Raw genomic sequence first — 19,910 nt, 5'->3', positions numbered from 1 at the left:
ATTAAAACTGATTCACAACCAATTGCTGAGTTTTGGTATCTTGTTCACCAATAACTTTAATTAAATATATACCAGAAACTAAATCACTGCAGTTACCAGTAAAGTGCATCGTTTTATTTGCCTGATACTGTTTTATTAGCCTTCCTGAAGCGGTATAAATTTCTATCTTATGTATAGAAAAACCTGCTTTAATTTCAAAGATGTCTTTTGCAGGATTGGGGAAGAGATTAAAGCCCTCAACAGTTTTATTCGATGCCATATCGGTGACCAGTTCATCGGGCAATATTCTTTTAAGTCTCCATTTTTGATGGTCATCCCCCTGGTATGTTTGTAAAACGATGTCGCTTCCAGTAGTTTGTGATGCATCTGCTACAGCTAAGGATAAGTTGCTTTGCTTATTGGATATTTTGTACAGGCCTTCCCCGGTGATTTCAAAATCCCAAAATACAGAAGGGTCATTTATTAGCTGGATCAGCCCGGCTTTTGAACCTTCAATGTTATCACCAACAGGTGCCACTACTTTATGGTTGCTGTAGTTTTGTATAATCCAGTAATCGTTTAAATATATAGCCAGATATTGTTGATCCCCACTTGCCGCTAAAGGTTTCTGAACAAGAAAATCAGAGGTTTCGTTTTGCATGGACATCGCCTGTGCGGAATGTTCGGCAATAAGAGTATAATAAACATCATCGGTTAAAATGGAAGAAGGCGAATCAATATCATACACCATAAAATTATCGTACCTGGCAGTTGTAAGGAAATTACGCAAGCCTACTTTTCCTGTAATAAAAGGGGTTTCATCAGTATAATCAATAACCGGGTTTTGCATGTCATCAACGTAAGCTTTTATGTTTGCACCGCGCACCTCAACTTTTAAATGATACCATTTTTCCATTTGATAGGTTTCTGTTGACGAAGCCAGCGTCTTCCAGTTGTAATTGTGTTTTCCGAGTATGGTTCCTGTTGAGGTTAAGCTAAAATAGTATCCCTGTAAAAAGTCTGCTCCAGCCTGGGGATCATTTCCAATGCCTCCCTGTGCCGGGTTTTTAACCCGAAAAATCAGTCCGCCATTCATTCCCTGCGAATATTTTACATCAACTTCAACAATATAGTTGCTCCAGTGTGTGCTTCCTGTTGTTATTTTACCGGTACCTTCAATAGTCGCTTCTTTAGTGCTGATTGCCCAGCCTCCGTCCAGGTAGTTCCAGGATGGGAAAGAAGATTCAAAGCTGTCGGAGAAGGGAACAACCGATTCCCATTGCTCAAATACCATGTGCTTCAGGGCAAGTTCTCCACTAACAACTTCTATTTTGATGGTGCTTAATCCCTGAGCCAGGTTTATAGCTGGTATTACGCATGTTTGGTAGTTTGTAATGCTGCCTGTTGAGGGGATGGTTGCCTCACCCAAAACTCCGTTTCCGTTGCTAAACCTCAATGTGCATTCAGTGTTTGCAGCATATTTTATCCCAATAGTATAATCTGCGCTATAACCCACATTTACATTGTATTGATACCAATTACCCGGTGTTATCATGCCTAAGGCGTAGTCTCCTTCATCCAAGGCTAATACTTGTGCTTTGTCACCCCTGAAGTTTTCTGCATCCAGCATGTTAGACTCATAAAAGCCGGTCTGTTCTTCCGGATTATAATGAATTGCCTGGATGGTGCCCGGAATTGGCTTATGTGAATTAAATATACTCCTGCCATCAATATGGTTTGAGTAAGCACAGAACCCAAAGGAAGAATTTGTTTTATATCCCGTTAGGCCTATGGATCCCAAACTGGTGGTAGCATCTAATTGTGCCTTTTGCATATTATTGACAAACAGCTTGATTTTGTCTGTATGTTTTTCAATGCGGATGGTCTGCCATTTACTATATTCAGCAACACCTGTCAAAGTATAGGTTTTAGTATTAGTCCATGATCCATTTAATTTCTGTTGCGTGATTAGGGAATTCAGTGTAGGTTTTATTGCTATCAAACAATAGTTGTTGTCATCAGTATAATCGTAAACTATACCATAATAAGAATCGGAACCGATAACCTCATTTAGTTTCAGGTTAAATTCGGCAGTATAGGTGTTTTCGGGAGTTTCGGAAATTAGTATAATATCTTCGTTTGAAACCTCAAGATTGTTTTGGTTTAGTTCACCCGTTAAATTAATATTCCAGTTGCCATTTTTTATTTGCCAATCCAACCCTATTTCTGTCCTTTCAAAATAATCATAAAAGTAGGGCATTTCAGGAACCGGTTTGTCGAAAGTTGTTGGTCCCAGGACATGGATGGCTTCTCCATTCCAGGCTATCCGGTCGAAGTTTATATGCCTGAAGGGCCCCACACCAAAGTCACCTGCCTTATTGTGGTAAGTAATATAATGCGAATCTAAATCCGGCCCTAAAAACATGCTTCCGTGTCCTAATCCGATAAAATCGCCTTCAGAGGATACCACAAAGGGATTTCTTTCGTCATAGGCTTCGAATCCTGTTAAAGGCCCCTCGGAAGAGCGGGCATAATTGATACGGTAACCAGGTGAGATAACGTGGTTTCCTGTATATTGTAAATAGTAAACCCCGTTTCTTTTAACTACGCAAGGGCCTTCTGTCCAGCCGTTCATATTTACGTTTAAGGGTTCTGCCGTTCCAATACTTGATGGAGAACTCATTTTATGGCCTATGATTCCGGCATGATCAGCCCTGTAGAAATACAAATCACCATTATCTTCAATAAAAACTGATCCATCAATCTCTAACCCAAGGTTGGGTGTAATTAAAGAAAATGGCCCGGTTGGAGATTCCGATTTTAAAATATAGTGCCCTTTCCCATCGGGTGAGGTGTACATATAAAAGTCACCCTGATAGAATATTACCTCAGGGGCATAGGCAGTTTTTGTTACATCTTCGGTAGTTACCAAACCTTCGTAATCCCAATTTACCAGGTCCTTTGAACTCCAGCATTTGACCCCGATTAAATTATCCCTGGTACTGCTGTATAAGTAATAGCGGCCATTATATTTTAAAAGGTAAGGATCACCAATCCCATAAAGCTCCCATTCGTTTGGAAGGATCAGTGGGTTGTGCCACCATTGGGCTGTCATGTTTATTGTACAGAGCAAAAGAGTCAGCTGCAGAATAAGAATGCGTAGATGTTTCATAAAATAATTTTGTTAATAGCTGTTTATGTTCCGACAAAAAGAACAATTACAGATAATACTGTGACTGTAATACAAGTTGGACCGGCATTTTACTCATAGGCAGAATTTGTTTTGTGAGTGTAAATGCCTTTGTTGTTGTAAATGGTATATGATTAATTTTTTGGCGATTCAATTTGGCTTTTCATGCTTGTATTATGCGTAAAAAGTATTGCGGAGCTTGTGTATGGTAACGGAAAATTGGATCGGATATAGAGTTTTGTTCTTAAATAATTAAAGTATTTTTGAATTGGTTTGTTACATTCCCCTTGAGAGTCTGGTTGTTTCCGGACTCCAGGGGGTGTTTTTTTAATTAAAATTATAATGAGATGAAAAAAAAGAATTTGATACTATCATTTCTGTTTTGTTGCGTTTGTTTTATTGCAGCAGGACAGGGAAGTGGCTATGAAACAGAAAATAATATCCAATATTATCCCGATTCGGTTACTAAAACCGATAGTTATATCAAAGAGAGGTGTGTGTTAGATATTTATTATCCGGAAGGGATTCAGGATTATGCAACAATTGTTTGGTTTCACGGAGGTGGTTTGAAGGGTGGAAACAAATTCATCCCTGATGCCTTAAAAAATAAAGGCTATGCTATTGTGGCCGTAAATTACAGGTTATACCCTAAAATTAAATGTCCGGTATACATTGAAGATGCTGCAGCTGCTGTGGCCTGGGTTTACAACAATATAAATAAATACGGGGGAGATGCTTCCAAAATATTTGTATCAGGCCATTCGGCAGGAGGCTATTTGACAAGTATGGTTGGGTTAGACAAAAAATGGCTGGGCAGATTTGGTGTTGATGCGGATAATTTGGCCGGTTTAATCCCTTTTAGCGGACATGCCATTACCCATTTTACAGTGAGGGAAGAAAGAGGAATAAAAGGAACACAGCCAATAATAGATGAGCTGGCACCCCTGTTTCATGTTCGTAATGATGCCCCTCCATATATGATGATAACTGGCGATAGGGAGCTGGAAATGTTGGGGAGATATGAAGAGAATGCCTATATGATGCGGATGATGAAAGTAGTGGGACATAAGCAAACAGAATTGTATGAGCTGGATGGGTTTGGACATGATATGACCGAGCCTGCATATCCATTGTTGTTACGTTTGGTGGAAAAAATTTTAAAAGCCCAATAACTCTTTGCTTGTTGCCTAACCCCATGCGTTGCATGGGGCTAAGGTAAATTGTGCTTTCAGCACGTAACGCTCAATGCTCTCCAGAACAATCTTTAGCCTTAATGATAAAACCTTATTAATAATTGATTGCCGTAGCCAAACAGCTTATCCTTTAATGACTAAGTATCTTCATGTCATTTTCTCAGAGATATAGAATGTCGATTTTATGTGAGTAAAATCCCTTTTCACATTGTACTGGAATTGTACTAACTGAATTATTCAAGTGGTAGGAAAAGGATTACTAACTTAAATTGATTGATTATGAAATTAGCAGGATCTTTTATCATCTTTGCTATAGTTGTATGTACTTTGTTTACGAGCTGTAAAACAAAGGAAATTGAATTATCATCTTATTCCGGGATCGATGCGCAAAACTTTAAGGGGACTGTTGATGGCAAAAAAACAGATTTGTTTTTATTGTCCAATGGCAAAATAGGTGCAGCCATTACCAATTATGGTGGCCGTGTTGTGGGATTACTTGTGCCTGATAAAGAAGGAAAGCTTGTGGATGTATCACTGGGAATGGCAGGTGTTAAAGCCTATGAGCAATGCACCGAACCATATTTTGGTGCTTTAATAGGCCGTGTCGGAAACCGAATTGCCAACGGTAATTTTAGTCTCGATGGTAAGGAATATCAGCTTTTTAAAAACAATGGGCCCAATACCTTACATGGAGGTAAAAAAGGATTTCAATATGTGGTTTGGGATGCTGATCAACTAAATGATTCAACATTGAAATTGAATTATTTGTCGAAAGATGGCGAAGAAAATTTTCCGGGCAACCTTTCGGTAGAGGTAATTTATAGTTTAAGGGGTACAGGTTTGGATATTCAATATAAATGGAGTTCCGATGCCAGGACTGTTGCCAACCTTACCAATCATGCCTTCTTTAATTTGAACGGTGAAGGGAGTGGTACTATCATAAATCATCAGCTGATGATTAATGCCGATACCTATACCCCTGTTGATGAAACACTCATTCCTACCGGCGAATTGGCAGCGGTACTTTCTACACCATTCGATTTTAATACATTGACTGAAATAGGGGAACGCATTGATACCTTGAAAAATGAACAGCTGCTATTTGGTAAGGGGTATGATCACAACTACAAATTAAATAGAAGTTCAAATGCCCTGGAAAAAGTAGCCAAAGTTATTGGTGATAAATCCGGAATTGTGATGGATGTATTAACCACAGAACCAGGGTTGCAGTTTTATAGCGGAAACTTTATGCAATCAAAAAACAAAATGAAAAATGGAAGTCTGGATGATTTCAGAACGGCATTTTGTTTAGAAACGCAACATTTTCCGGATGCTCCTAATCAACCAGGATTTCCTTCAATTATTGTTGAGCCGGGTCGGGAATATTCATCACATTCGGTTTATAGCTTTGGCATTTTAAAGTAAAAACAATCAAATATTAAAAATAATGAAGAGCTTAAGTGTTTGGGTGCTGGCAATTATGGTGCTGGCACAAATGTCAGGTTATGCACAGTGGCAGCCTGCAGGAGACAAGATTAAAACGGAATGGGGTGAGAACCTTGATCCCCAAAATGTATTGCAGGAATACCCTCGCCCCATCATGCAAAGAGAAGAGTGGAAAAACCTCAATGGACTGTGGGAGTATGCCATCGCTCCCAAATCGTTTCAGGAGCCTGGAAAATTTGATGGACAGATATTGGTTCCGTTTGCTATAGAATCAAGTTTGAGCGGCGTACAAAAACCAGTGGGGGATGAAAATGTATTATGGTATAAAAAGTATTTTTCAGTGCCTTCTGCATGGAAAGGTAAGGATGTTTTGTTGCATTTTGGAGCTGTAGACTGGAGATCGGATATCTGGGTAAACGGTGTAAAAGTAGGCAGTCATGAAGGAGGATATACCCCTTTTTCGTTTAATATTACACCCTTTTTGGTAAAAGGGAAACAGGAAATTAAAGTTAAGGTTTGGGACCCAACTGATGGAGGCCCCCAGCCAAGGGGAAAGCAGGTTAACAGACCAGAAGGTATCTGGTATACACCTGTTACCGGAATCTGGCAAACTGTTTGGCTCGAACCGGTTTCAACAACCCATATTGTTAAGGTTAAAACTACATCAGATATAGACCAAAGCAAGGTGACATTTAATGCATGTATTGCCGGTGGTAAATATGGTGATGTAATTCAGGTTAAGATAAAGGATGGAAACCAGGTTATAAAAACCGTTAAAGCTGAGATTTCAAATAAAGTGGAGGTAAAACTGGATAATCCAAAGCTTTGGAGTCCTGATTCTCCCTTTTTATATGATGTTGAGGTGGCTTTATGGAGTGAAGGGAAGCTAAAAGACAAAGTTGATAGTTATTTTGCCATGCGTAAAATATCCATGGGAAGGGATGAAAATGGTATTATGCGAATGCAGCTCAATAATAAAAATATTTTCCAGTTTGGTCCTTTGGATCAGGGATGGTGGCCTGATGGTTTATATACTGCTCCAACCGATGAGGCCTTGGTTTATGACATCAGGAAGACCAAAGATATGGGCTTTAATATGATTCGTAAGCACGTTAAGGTGGAACCGGCCCGTTGGTATACCCATTGCGACAGGCTGGGTGTTATTGTATGGCAGGACATGCCTAATGGTGACAGGGAGCCGGAGTGGCAGATGTTTAAATACTTTAATGGATCGGAGTTGGTTAGAACCCCACGTTCCGAAGAAATATACCGTAAAGAGTGGAAAGATATAATGGATTACTTGTATTCGTATCCTTGTATTGCGGTATGGGTGCCTTTTAATGAGAGATGGGGACAGTTTAAAACTGAAGAAATTGTAAAATGGACAAAGGATTATGATCCGTCACGTTTGGTAAACCCTTCAAGTGGTGGTAACCATTATCCTGTTGGCGATATGCTGGATATTCACAATTATCCCGGACCTGCAATGAAAATGTATGATGGTCAGCGGGCAACCGTGTTAGGTGAGTATGGCGGAATAGGCCTGGCTTTGACTGATCACCTTTGGGTACAGGATCGTAACTGGGGCTATGTACAATTTAAATCTTCGAAAGAAGTTACCGATGAGTATGTAAAATATGCCAAAAAATTAGCCCAGTTGGCAAAGGTTGGGTTTGCCGGTGCTGTTTATACCCAAACAACAGATGTTGAGGTTGAAGTAAATGGCTTAATGACTTATGATCGAAAAGTTATTAAAGTAGACGAAAAGAGAATTAGGGAGATTAATAAAGAAGTAATCAACTCAATAGTGATTCCATAATAAAAGATAGATAGATTAGTGTTTAAAGGCCGGTATTGTCATTTAGGAAACAAATGACAACTACCGGCCTTTTTATAATCCCCAATTTATAAGTTAATAATGATCAAAAACAGATATTCAGAATGAGGCTTTTACATGTCAATATTAAGTGTGTATAGGGAGTGGGTTTAAGAATGATAAGATAGTTATTAGTGCAGTCCGTATTGAGGAATGTTAGTGGCAATTGAAAAAATTGCTCTCTGCAAATAATCAAACAGTGATTAGTAATTGTATCTTTGTACAAAAGTTTTTAGAATGATAAATAAAACAAAATATAGAAGTGAATTTGAGACTGCATTAGGTGAGTTTATAAATGATTTAAAGAAATATGTATCTACTGAATCAGGAGATTGGTCAATCAAAGGTTTTATTGATATATACAAAAATATATATACTATTTCATCTGATACAAAAATTGTTTCAAAGATTCTTGAAATTCATATTTTTCCTGAATTATTGAGGTTTGCTGATAAAGCTGGTTATAATCTAGTACTTGCAGAAAAGCAAAACTACTATCCTGACTTGACTTTTGTTAATAAGAAGGAAGATTCAATAAAATTTGCCGTTGATTTAAAAACTACATTTCGTAGGAATGATAATTCTGCTGGTTTTACATTAGGTAGTCATGGTGCATATTTTAAAGAGCGTGATAAGAAAAAGAATATTCAATTTCCTTATAATGAATATTCAGGACATTATTGTTTGGGTATTATTTACACACGAGTTGACTTTGAAGATGATTTAGCTGAAACTGAAATATATCAAGTAAATGAACTTGAGGGAAAATATGGGGGTGATCAAGACCCTATTGGAGAACGTAAAGTAACCAAGATTGAAAATCTAAAATCAATAACATCTGTAATCAAAGATTTTGATTTTTTTGTAGCTCCTAAATGGAAAATTGCAAGTGATAGTAGAGGTTCAGGTAATACTGCAAATATTGGGTCTGTGAAAGATATTACTGATTTAAAAACAGGAAATGGGGTATTCAGTAAGTTAGGAGAAGATTGGTTTGATGAATATTGGATTAACTATGGAGTTGCAACTATGATTAAAGATGGAAAATCTATTCCAATTACTAATATTTGGGACTTTTTAGAATTTAAAGGTCGTACAGATTTGTTTGATAAAGTGGGTAATGGAGCTAAAAAGAGGAAAGAGTAATGAGAATATTTGTGCCACCAATAAAATCCCAAGGGATAAAAACTAAGTTAGTAGAATGGATTTCTGCTAACGCTAAAGAGATGGAGTATGATAGGTGGATTGAACCATTTATGGGTACAGGAGTAGTTGCATTTAATGTCAGGCCTAAAAAAGCATTATTGTGTGATAGTAACCCACATCTTATCAATTTTTATAACTCTTTAAAAAGTAAAGAAATCACAAGTGGGATTGTAAAGCATCATTTAATTACAGAAGGTGATAAGTTATTGAAATCAGAAGGTGAATACTATTATGAGTTACGCAAAAGGTTTAATGAAGAGGGAAACCCACTAGATTTTTTATTCTTAAGTCGTTCGTGTTTTAATGGCATGATGAGATTTAATAAAAAGGGAGGCTTTAATGTCCCTTTTTGTAAGAAACCTAATCGATTTGCGCAAGCATTAGTTACTAAAATCACTAATCAGGTGGAGAATATATCTCAAATTATTCAAAATGGGGATTACACTTTTAAGAATCAGGATTTCAAAGTAACATTAGAAGAGATAAATTCAAATGATTTGGTTTATTCAGACCCTCCATATATTGGTCGCCATGTTGATTATTTTGATTCTTGGACAGAAGAGGAAGAAATTGAATTAAGAAACGGTTTAGTTAATTCGAGGTCTAACTTTCTGCTTTCTACATGGTTAAGTAATAAATACCGCATAAACGACTATGTTTTTGACGTATGGAAAGAATGTTACATATCAACCAAGGAACATTTTTATCATGTAGGTGGTAAAGAAACAAACAGAAATGCTGTTTATGAAGCCTTATTGTCAAATATTAAGCTAGATGGTAGTGTGGAAAATTCTGAAATGAAAGCTCGCATTAAATCTAATGAATCTCAATTGACAACTAAAAATAAAGACTATGAAGTTCCGAAACAGTTAAGTCTACTACTGGAACAAGAACAAAAGCAACTAATAATGGCTCAAAAGTAATTGCCAAATAGTACTATATGGGAGGTAATTCTCCCGTTTTTACTTGGTAGTATTTTATGTTTAATTCTCGACATTGGCAACTACTCATGTTGAGCTATTTGTGTGCCAAGAAGCTATGGTTATCCAGAAGGTGCAAGTTCTGCCAAAATAAATTTTTATTAGATTATTGCTTTGTTCTGCATATCCCAAGTAAACTTTGTTCTGCTCTCGCTTATCTCAATAATTTGCTGTTCATTTATTATTAATCTGTAAAGTCAGCATGCAACGAAAAAAGGGATATTGATTTAATTGTTGAATTTTAATATAAACCAAAGGGCAGTATCTCAGAAAGTATATTTATTATTCTGTTGAGATGCTGCCCTTTGTGGTGTTGTTTCAGGTTATCCTGATACAGTATGATTTATATAATAATCATAAAATCTATTTTTATTTTTTTATAAACTTTAGGTTGTGCATAATTCCTTCATGTTTTAGGACAATAAAATACATGCCGGATGGTAGCTTTGTTGTATTTATATAAGTGCCAAATTGTTGAAGAACTTTATTGCCTTGCATGTTATATACATCCATAAATGTTGGGGTTTCTAATCTATCAATATGCAGGATGTCGGTGGCTGGATTTGGGAATACTTTTAAAGAGGACTTGTTGCTTTGAACCGGAATGCTTAAAGGCAAATCAGAGTATAACTGACTCTGAGGAATTATTTCTTTTAATTCGTGGTTGCTGCTCCATTGCAGTTTAATGTTTGCTCCACCTGTTTCTTCAAAATATTCAACTTTAATTTTATATCGAGTCATGGCTTCTAAGCTAATGGTTCCGGTATAAGTTATATCCCAGTCACTAATCCATTTGTCAATAATTAGTTCGTCGTTAATCCATAATCTTCTCCCGTTATCACTGGTTAAATAAAAAGTATACTCTTCAGAGTACCGGGGTTCAATATATCCGGTCCATCTAACCGAGAAATTATCAATAGATACCGGGTAATCAGGTGTTGATTCGCCCCAGTTAAAATTTATTTGGGGATCGATGCGCTCATATTTAAAGAAAGAGAAATTTTTGCTGTTGTAATATTCTCCTTTTAACCCGTTTCCGGTTCCCTCGAGGTTCAGCGTAGTTTCTAAGTACCACATGCCTTCTTGTTGGTTGTTATTGCTGTTCATTTGAACATTGCCCTCAATATTGCTATTGGCAACATTAATAATCATACCGCTGTAAACAGAAATGAATTTATAGCTGTCATCGGAAGCCGGTACGGCTATAAATTGCTGGTTTAATGAATTATGGTCTTTCCATTGGTGGACATTGGCATTTTCCTCCATGCTTGTTTTTTCTACAGAAACCAACATCTTACTATGTCGTGCCATTATTTTATATACGCCATCGCCCAAATGGAAGAAGTTAAAAACCTGGTTGGTTTTGTTGAGTAGTTCATATTGTTGAATAGTGGTGTTATAATCGGTGCTGTATTCACCTCCCCATACATCCATATAGTAATTGCTCTTTTTGTTTCTAAGATGAAAAGCACCACTAATGTTGGGATCTCCGTTGGCTTTAATCTTTATAGAGACAGCTTTATCATCCCAGTCAGATACATTATCGCTCATTAAAAGAGAAGAGAGTTCCGGTACATCAGAAGTAATAGTGATGGAATCGCCAGAGAAATCGTCTTCAGTAAATAGTACCGCTTTAAATCCTTCTTTTAATCGGATAGATGAAATATCACCAGATGAGATACCGTATTTGTTTAATTGTTCCGCATTGTAGTTCCCAATCCGTAAACCTGCCGAAAATCCATCCATATTAGTATCCGTGTAAACTGTTGCCAAGCCTGTTGTTGATATAGGCTCGGCATATAGTTGGGTATAAGGAACTACCTGTCGCAAGTTAGAATTGCTTTCCCATTCTAAAATGCATTGGTTATCTCCGGTACTTTCGGCATACTCTATAGCGATGTCATATTTTTCACCTGCCTGTAGTGTTATGTTGCCTGACTTTGTTGTGATGATTTTTTCATTGGCAGTATCAAACAGCACAATTCCGTTTATAGTTAGCTTTGTGCTGCCGTCAGAAGTGATGTGAAATGAATATTCTTCAGAGTACAGTGGTTGAACCTGACCAGTCCACCTAACTGAAAAATTTTGTCCGACCTCAAGATCTATTGGATTGTTTTGCATCCATTCAAAATCAATTTTTCTGTCAATTTTGGTTTTCGAGAGCGTAGTAAAGTTAAGGTCGTTGAAGTAAGATGCATTAAGGCCGTTTCCTGTTCCCATTGGCAGGCCGCCCAGGTTCTTTTTAATCAACCAAACAAATTCATCAGGAGCAACAACCCTGACGTTTGAATTGAGTTTGCTGATGACGTTGGCTACATCATGGGGATTCATTGTCCAAATATGTACAGGAACCAGGCTATATCCTTCTTCAGAATATATATCTGTAGATTGGTCGTTTAGCAGGTCGGCCATTCTTTGGGAAATCAATTCCTGGGTATCGGCACTTCTATCTTCCGAATTTCCCCAAAAAACATATCGCCCGCCTATGCTGGGTTTGCCCTTGTACCAGCTGATTTCTCCATGCATTCCCTGGTATTGGTCTCCGTAGGTGTAATAAAACAAGGCATCGATATTGCTCTGTTTCAGGTATTCGTCAGGGTTATGGGCACCATCATCCGTATCAATTACATTTACAATATTCATGTCGGCTTTGCGCATAAATTTGTTTAGTTCCTCGCAATGGTAAGGTTGGTTGGGACTTAAGCTTGGAAAATAGTATCCCAGTCCGGAAGGGGAGGCAATGGCTACATTGCGACCTTCTGGTGTTGTTTGCAGACCCTGAACCAGATCGTTATAAATTAAAGGTGTTAGTTCGCATAAGGCAGGAGATAGTGTCCATCCCAGGTTGATGCGGCTTTGGTTGTCGTTTTTCCAGGTCCATAAATCCCAAAATGCGGCACCTACCGGCCATGAGATGTTATCACCATCAGAAATTACAAAACAAACAGTATGAACATCTTCTTTAACTTCAAAGGGTGTTATGGCTTCCTTTTGCTTTTTAATGGGATCAGGGAGATTGGTTAGGGTAGCCAGGTTTTTTAATCCACCCGAGGGGATTATTTTAAAAGACTTTTCAGATAACCTTGCTACCGTTCCGTCTTCGGAAACCCACCAGCCATAAAACATGGCACCGGGATTTAAAAAGTTATATACACTGGTTGATAACGCTCCATTGATGTCTGGATCGTAGAAACGGATCCCTCCGGTATAGGCTGTGTAATCCACTAAACCAACCCAATCCTCTGAGGATTGGAAAAGGGCAACATCTTTATTTAATAAGTGCCCATAATTGTTTAATGCCCAGGTTTCATCTTTTCCTGTAACATCCAGCACCTTTTCCAAACCGGCTGCAATAGCTTTGGGTTCAAGATCCGTGGGTATGGCAACCGCATTTAAAATGCCGGAAAGGGAAGCTGCTACATTTGAACTGCTGCTTTGGGGGTCGCATAAAATATATCCATCAAGCCTTTTAGCAAAGTAAATAAATACACCTGTAAGGCTCGAACTGCTAAAATTAATATACTTAATATCCAGGTCGCTGTTTCTTACAATTTGTTCATGAAAATATTGGCTTTGCAATATCATGGGTTTTGTCCGGGCAAGAATTCCGCTTAAGGAACCAATAGCAAATTGTTCAGAAGCAGTCATGTTTTTATCTGCAATAAACAATGTGTCTGTAACACTTGTGGCAGGGAACGGGCTTCCTTCAATACGGTCGATGGATTGACTTAAAGCCTGGTTCAATATGAAAAACAGACAAATTAAGGTAGTAATTTTGTACATAATTATAGATTTTTAATTCTATAACCAGTACAGTTTTAAATGGTTATTTACTCATTATACCTAAAAAGTAATATCTGTGCTTATTAAGGCAGAACAATAGATATTACAAGAAGTAAATAGTCTTTATACTTGAGTCTGTAATGCCTTTATGTTTTATCCAGATTACGGAATTGTACCCAGTTTATCTCGGGTTGGCTTGTGCTATTACTTAACTGTATTTCTAACCTCAGAAGGATTGTGTCCCATTTTCTTTTTGTACAGCCTGCTGAAGTAATGTATGCTTTGAAAGCCTAATTCATAACTGACTTCTTTTAGTGGTTTATCGGTAGTTAAAATAAGCTCTTTAGCTCGCATAAGTTTTAATTCAAGGTGATACTGATGAGGTGATATGCCAGTGTATTTCTTAAACATCTTTCTGAAATATGAATAACCCACACAATTTTGTTCAGCAAGTTTTTTTAAGTTGATATCATCCTCAATATGTTCTCGCATATAAAAACGGGCATGTTGTATCAGTTTTTCAATTGGTTTACCAAAAAAGTCTTTTTGCTTTTGCCAGGCAACAATATAGCCAAGCAGTTTAATAATTAAGCCGGATGCTATATGTTGATTGCCCGGATCTTCGTTCTGTATCAGTTCAAAGATTTTATAATAGGTGTCAATAATATCTTCCCTTACTCCACAATGTATAACAGATTGGCCTAGCAAAACCTGGTTTTGTTGCAGGTAGTGGTTGGCAAAAAGACCATCAAATCCAATGTAGTTTTCAACCCAGCCATCACTTTTTGTGGGTTTATATCTATGCCACTCATCTTTACGAATAATCATTAAGGTACCGGCTTTTACCGGGAATTTCCCCTTGGAATTCTCTAAAACTCCTGAACCATCAGTAATATAATTAATCTGGTATTCATTTAGGGTTCTTCCATTTTTCCAGTTAAAAAAGTATCCGTTGGGATGATTCTTTATAGGGTATTGTATGTTGGACGGAATAGTTGATTTACCAGCAACATTAATATATAAGCCCCAATTTTTATCCTCTTCACTAACTGTAGTGTATTTAAAAAAGTCCTTCATTTATGGTCCAAAAAGTGCAAATAAAACGCCAATTTGTGTATTGATGACGTTTTTCTTTAAATCTAATTTTGTGTCTAAAATTAAAGTTAGCTGTTTAATTAAACAAAGAAAATCTATCAAATATGAATTTTATAATTGGATTAGTAATTATTGCTTTAGGAAGTTTTGGACAATCTAGTTCGTATGTTCCTATTAACAAAATTAAAAATTGGGCTTGGGAGAGCTTTTGGTTATCACAGGGTGTTTTTGCCTGGTTAATATTTCCTTTGTTAGGTGCTTTCTTAGCGGTGCCCGAAGGTCACTCTTTGGGCGAAATTTTGATGAGTGGGGGTGATGCTATCTGGAAAACATTAGGGTATGGTATTTTGTGGGGTGTTGGAGGTTTAACTTTTGGTTTGAGTATGCGCTATTTGGGAGTTGCCCTTGGCCAGTCTATCTCCTTGGGTACCTGTTCAGCCTTTGGTACCATTATCCCGGCTTTAATGGAAGGACAGGATCTTTTTACAGGTAAGGGACTGGTATTGTTAATTGCTGTAAGTATTGCCTTGGCTGGTATTGCTATTATTGGTTATGCAGGTAGTTTACGTGCCAAAAACATGTCGGAAGAAGAGAGAAGGGCTGCAGTTAAAGATTTTGCTTTAGGAAAAGGTTTATTGGTTGCTCTGCTTGCTGGATTGATGAGTGCCTGTTTTAGTCTTGGATTAGCGGCCGGAAAGCCTATTGCAGATGCTGCTTCTTCTATGGGTGCTGCAAGTTTATATGTAACGTTGCCTGCTACATTTGTGGTTACAGCTGGAGGTTTTTTAACAAATGCAATCTACTGTATTTTCCAAAATGTAAAAAACAAAACCCTTAGTGATTATACATCAGTACCTTCAAAAGTATTTATAAACAATTTGTTGTTTTGCGCTTTGGCTGGAGGTTTATGGTATTCTCAATTCTTCGGACTGGGTGTTGGAAAAAGTTTCTTTGAGGAAGGTAGTGTAATTATGGTGTTCTCATGGAGTATCCTAATGTCTTTAAATGTTACATTTAGTAATGTTTGGGGTATAATCCTCAGGGAATGGAAAGGGGTTGGTTCTAAAACCTGGACTGTTCTGATTGTTGGATTGGTAGTGTTAATATTCTCCACTTTCGTCATTAACTTTTAATAAGAGTCTTAATATATAATTTAATATACAGTATTGAGATTTCATCATGTAATTTACTGCCAATAATTAGGTGAAATCTCTGCTTAAAATCCGTTTAATAAATAAATTATGGCCAATAACGAATTAATTACAAAGGCTTATGAATTAGCCAAAGAACAGTATGCTGCATTAGGAGTTGATACCGACGCGGTTTTAAAAAGGATGAATGATGTAGCTATTAGTTTGCATTGCTGGCAAACTGATGATGTGTCAGGAACTGAAAATCCTGATGGACAGCTTTCTGGAGGTATTCAGGCTACTGGTAATTATCCTGGAAAAGCCCGTAATGCTTCAGAGATTATGGCTGACCTGGAGAAAGTAATGTCTATGCTTCCTGGTAAGCAACGTGTTAATGTTCATGCTTTGTATGGCGATTTCTCTGAAGGAATGGTTGATCGTGATGCGATCACTGTAAAACAGTTCCAGGGATGGATTGATTGGTGTAAAGAACAAGGAATTGGAATGGATTTTAACGGTTCATTCTTCTCGCACCCAAAAGCAGATAGTGGATTTACTTTGTCTTCTAAAGATGAGGAAATTCGTAAATTCTGGGTTGATCACCTGAAGCGTTCTCGCGAAATTGCAGCAGAAATTGGTAAGCAATTAGGTTCTCCTTGTGTATTAAATACCTGGATTCCTGATGGATCAAAAGATACTCCAATAGACCGTAATGGAATGCGTGCCCAATTAACAAAGTCGTTAGACGAAGGTTTTGAGCAAGAGTTCTCAAAAGAGTATATGAAGGATGCGGTTGAAAGTAAAGTATTCGGTATTGGAGCGGAGTCTATGACTGTTGGTTCACATGATTACTACTTAGGATATGCAATCAAGAACAACAAGTTGATTTGTTTAGATAATGGCCACTTCCACCCTACTGAAGTTGTTGGAGATAAGATTTCTTCTTGCCTTCAGTTTGTTGATGAGGTATTGTTACATGTTACCCGTCCTATCCGTTGGGACTCAGACCATGTTGTAACATTGAATGAGGAGGTTCAGTTGATTGCTTCTGAGATTGTGCGTAACGACTTTATCAGCCGTGTTAATGTAGGTCTTGATTTCTTCGATGCTTCTATCAACCGTATTGGTGCATATGTAGTGGGTACACGCGCTGCACAAAAAGCATTTATGATTGCAATGTTGGAACCAACTTCTACATTAGTTCAATATGAAGAGAACGGACAAAACTTTGAGCGTTTAGCACTTCTTGAAGAATTGAAAACCAAGCCATTTGCAGCGGTTTGGGATTACTACTGTTTACAGGAAGGTGTACCTGTAGGTGAAGAGTATATTGCTGAAGTACAAGCATACGAAAAAGAAGTATTGTCAAAACGATAGTTAAATTTAAAGGCAGGTAAAGAAGGATAGGGTTTTAAGCTTGTCTGTTCTTTGCCTGCCTTATTGTATTTAAAATAGAAGAATCCCTTAAACTAATTCTATTATAAAATAAATCCCTTAAAATTTAATGCTGGCATATCTAAGTTTTTAACATGGAAAAAAATCTCAATCAATTAATAAAGTTATCACAGAAATTCGGTCAGAATCCGGATTATATCATAGCAGGAGGGGGCAATAGCTCTTACAAGGATCAAGATAAAATGTGGGTTAAGGCAAGCGGGACATCTATGGCAAACATTGATGAAAATGGTTTTGTGTGTCTTGATCGCGAAAAAATGCAAGTCCTTTCACAGAAAGAATATAGTAATGATGCTACAACAAGAGAGCAGGAAGTAAAACAGGATTTACACAATGCTATTTTATTTCCTGAAGGAAAGAGGCCTTCTGTGGAGGCTAGCATGCACGAAGTGATTCAATATGCGTTTATTATGCATACGCACCCAACATTGGTCAATGGGGTTTTGTGTGCCAATGATTCAAAAGAGGTTATTGCATCTATGTTTGGAGATGATGTGGTATATGTACCTTATACCGATCCGGGCTATGTCCTGTTCAAGGAGGTCGTGCGTGCATTAAATAAATATAAAGAAGAAAAGGGAAAGGAAGCACAAATTATCTTTCTTGAAAACCATGGTGTTTTTGTAGGAGCGGATACTTGTGAGGAAATTGAGGATATATATGCAGAAATAGATGAAAAACTAAAATCTGCTTCAAAAACAAATCCGCTGGAAAATAATTCTTCAGATAATCAGGAATTGTCATCAATAGCCAGTCAGATATCATTGGGAGATGGGACAGATACAGTTTATAAAGTGGTAGATAATAGTGATCTTGTATCATTTTTTGTTAAAGATGAATTAAGCTTTTCAAAGGTCAGTATACCATTTACCCCAGATAATATTGTTTACTGTAAATCTAAATATCTTTATTTAAAAGAGGATGGTAGTGATATAAACGAGCGCATAGAATCCTTTAAGTCATTAGCCGGGTACTATCCTAAGGTTGTTGCAATTGAGGGGAAAGGACTTGTTTGCATCGAAGAAAATATGAATTCAGCACAAATTGTATTGGATGTATATAAAGATATGATGAAGGTAAGCTTTTTATCTGAATCATTTGGCGGGCCTCGTCCTATGACTCAGGAACAAATTGATTTTATTGATAATTGGGAAGTTGAAAACTATAGGAGAAAAATATCTAAACAAAGTAAATAATGAGCGCAGCAAAAGTTATAGCAGTATTTGATATTGGTAAAACGAATAAAAAAATACTTTTATTTGACCAAAACTTAAAAGTAGCCTATCAGCTTGAACAAAAGTTTGATACCACAGTAGATGAAGATGGTTTTGAGTGTGATGACATCAAGCTGATTCAGAATTGGATGGTTGATACGTTAAATGCCATCATAGAAGAGGGTAAATATGATATTCAGGGAATTAACTTTTCAACTTATGGAGCATCCCTTGCATTTTTAAACAAAGAAGGGGAGTTGCTGACTCCGATATATAATTATTTGAAAGAGATAAGTATAGAGGTTCAGGATGACTTGTTTGGTAAAAACGGAGGGGTAAATGAGTTTTGCCGCCGTACAGCGAGTCCTTCGTTAGGTTTGCTTTTAAACTCGGGAATACAGGCCTTATGGGTAAAGAAAGATAAAAAAGAGGTTTGGGATCAGGTTGAAAACGTGCTTCATTTTCCTCAGTATTTGTCTTATGTATTAACAGGTCAGATATCTTCAGAGCCAACTTCAATTGGTTGTCATACTTTTATGTGGGATTTTGATAATATGCAATACCATCCATGGATAAAAGAAGAGGGTATTTCTCTTCCTGAGCCAGTAAACAATGATACTGTATATGCGGCCAATTTAAAAGGTAAGGAAATTAAAACCGGCGTTGGGATACATGACAGTTCGGCTTCTCTTGTTCCTTATCTTGAAAATTCAAAAGAAAAATTCATACTTGTGTCAACCGGAACCTGGTGTATCAGCATGAATCCTTATAATGAAGAACCATTAACCAGTGATCAGTTAAATAACGATTGCCTGTGCTTTTTAACACCCAAAAAACAACAAGTTAAGTCATCGCGATTGTTTATGGGGTATTTCCATGAAAAATTGGTGGAGTTGTTGAACAAGCATTATGATATTGATGCTGATTATTATAAAACAATCAGTTATCAGCCGGAGTTGGAAGAAATCCTGAATAAAAAATTCGGTGAAGGTGAAGTGTTTTTCCCGGATGGGATTGCCGGTTTTGATAAAGGAATTGAAAAAATCGACTTGTCGGGATTTGACTCCTTTGATCAGGCTTATACACGTATGGTGATGGAATTGACCAAAATGTGTATTGCTTCTGTAGAATTGATTATCCCTGCAAATGACGAGACAAAAATTTTATATGTTTCAGGAGGTTTTGCAAGAAACCCAATTTTCCTGAATATATTAACAAATCACTTTTCAGGTAAAACAGTTTACACATCAGAGATAGATAATGCAAGTGCGCTTGGAGCAGCCCTGGTAATTGCCGATAAGGTTGGTGGATTTGATACTGGTTCTGTTGCATTAATCAAAGAGTAGGATAGACTATATAATAA

The 19,910-nt window shown here is 37.3% G+C and carries 12 protein-coding genes; 9 read left to right on the top strand and 3 right to left on the bottom strand.

Annotation, left to right across the window (positions count from 1 at the left end):
• Position 1 precedes the first annotated feature (1 nt).
• A complete protein-coding gene (locus OM074_RS14635) occupies positions 2 to 3,151 on the bottom strand; it encodes a family 43 glycosylhydrolase (protein WP_301200733.1) in 3,150 nt (1,049 codons plus the stop codon).
• 365 nt (positions 3,152 to 3,516) lie between these two features.
• On the opposite strand from OM074_RS14635, the gene OM074_RS14630 reads away from it, so the two are divergent.
• The 5 genes from OM074_RS14630 to OM074_RS14610 all read left to right on the top strand — a co-directional run bounded on the left by OM074_RS14630 (position 3,517) and on the right by OM074_RS14610 (position 9,813).
• Positions 3,517 to 4,341 carry an alpha/beta hydrolase gene (locus OM074_RS14630; protein ID WP_301200731.1) on the top strand — a complete coding sequence of 275 codons (825 nt, stop codon included), beginning with the start codon at positions 3,517 to 3,519 and terminating at the stop codon, positions 4,339 to 4,341.
• A 300-nt stretch (positions 4,342 to 4,641) separates the two neighbouring features.
• Positions 4,642 to 5,787, top strand: coding sequence for an aldose epimerase family protein (locus tag OM074_RS14625; RefSeq protein WP_301200729.1), 1,146 nt, complete (start codon positions 4,642 to 4,644; stop codon positions 5,785 to 5,787).
• A gap of 22 nt (positions 5,788 to 5,809) precedes the next feature.
• Positions 5,810 to 7,627: a glycoside hydrolase family 2 protein gene (locus OM074_RS14620; RefSeq protein ID WP_301200727.1), complete on the top strand. Its 1,818-nt coding sequence runs from the start codon at positions 5,810 to 5,812 to the stop codon at positions 7,625 to 7,627.
• 294 nt (positions 7,628 to 7,921) lie between these two features.
• Positions 7,922 to 8,830, top strand: coding sequence for a type II restriction endonuclease (locus tag OM074_RS14615; protein WP_301200725.1), 909 nt, complete (start codon positions 7,922 to 7,924; stop codon positions 8,828 to 8,830).
• On the top strand, positions 8,830 to 9,813 hold the full coding sequence (locus tag OM074_RS14610) for a Dam family site-specific DNA-(adenine-N6)-methyltransferase (protein ID WP_301200723.1): 984 nt from the start codon (positions 8,830 to 8,832) through the stop codon (positions 9,811 to 9,813). Before OM074_RS14615 ends, OM074_RS14610 begins: the two co-directional genes overlap by 1 nt.
• Positions 9,814 to 10,239: 426 nt before the next feature.
• On the opposite strand, the gene OM074_RS14605 is transcribed toward OM074_RS14610, so the two are convergent.
• Both OM074_RS14605 and OM074_RS14600 read right to left on the bottom strand, forming a co-directional pair.
• Entirely contained in the window at positions 10,240 to 13,653 is a 3,414-nt protein-coding gene (locus tag OM074_RS14605) for a PA14 domain-containing protein (protein WP_301200721.1), read from the bottom strand.
• A gap of 204 nt (positions 13,654 to 13,857) precedes the next feature.
• Entirely contained in the window at positions 13,858 to 14,730 is an 873-nt protein-coding gene (locus OM074_RS14600; RefSeq protein WP_301200719.1) for an AraC family transcriptional regulator, read from the bottom strand.
• A gap of 122 nt (positions 14,731 to 14,852) precedes the next feature.
• Between OM074_RS14600 and rhaT the strand changes: the two genes are divergently transcribed.
• The 4 genes from rhaT (at position 14,853) to OM074_RS14580 (ending at position 19,893) form a co-directional block, all read left to right on the top strand.
• On the top strand, positions 14,853 to 15,881 hold the full coding sequence (rhaT, locus tag OM074_RS14595) for an L-rhamnose/proton symporter RhaT (protein ID WP_301200717.1): 1,029 nt from the start codon (positions 14,853 to 14,855) through the stop codon (positions 15,879 to 15,881).
• Positions 15,882 to 15,989: 108 nt separating this feature from the next.
• On the top strand, positions 15,990 to 17,255 hold the full coding sequence (locus OM074_RS14590) for an L-rhamnose isomerase (RefSeq protein ID WP_301200715.1): 1,266 nt from the start codon (positions 15,990 to 15,992) through the stop codon (positions 17,253 to 17,255).
• A 152-nt stretch (positions 17,256 to 17,407) separates the two neighbouring features.
• Positions 17,408 to 18,529, top strand: a complete 1,122-nt coding sequence (locus tag OM074_RS14585; protein WP_301200713.1) for a class II aldolase/adducin family protein — start codon at positions 17,408 to 17,410, stop codon at positions 18,527 to 18,529.
• Positions 18,529 to 19,893, top strand: coding sequence for an FGGY-family carbohydrate kinase (locus OM074_RS14580; protein ID WP_301200711.1), 1,365 nt, complete (start codon positions 18,529 to 18,531; stop codon positions 19,891 to 19,893). Before OM074_RS14585 ends, OM074_RS14580 begins: the two co-directional genes overlap by 1 nt.
• Positions 19,894 to 19,910 lie beyond the last annotated feature (17 nt).

The organism is Plebeiibacterium marinum, assembly GCF_026013615.1.
GTDB lineage: Bacteria > Bacteroidota > Bacteroidia > Bacteroidales > Marinilabiliaceae > Saccharicrinis > Saccharicrinis marinus_A.
Note: the sequence above shows the minus strand (reverse complement) of the source record. Positions and strands in the feature narration are given on the sequence as shown.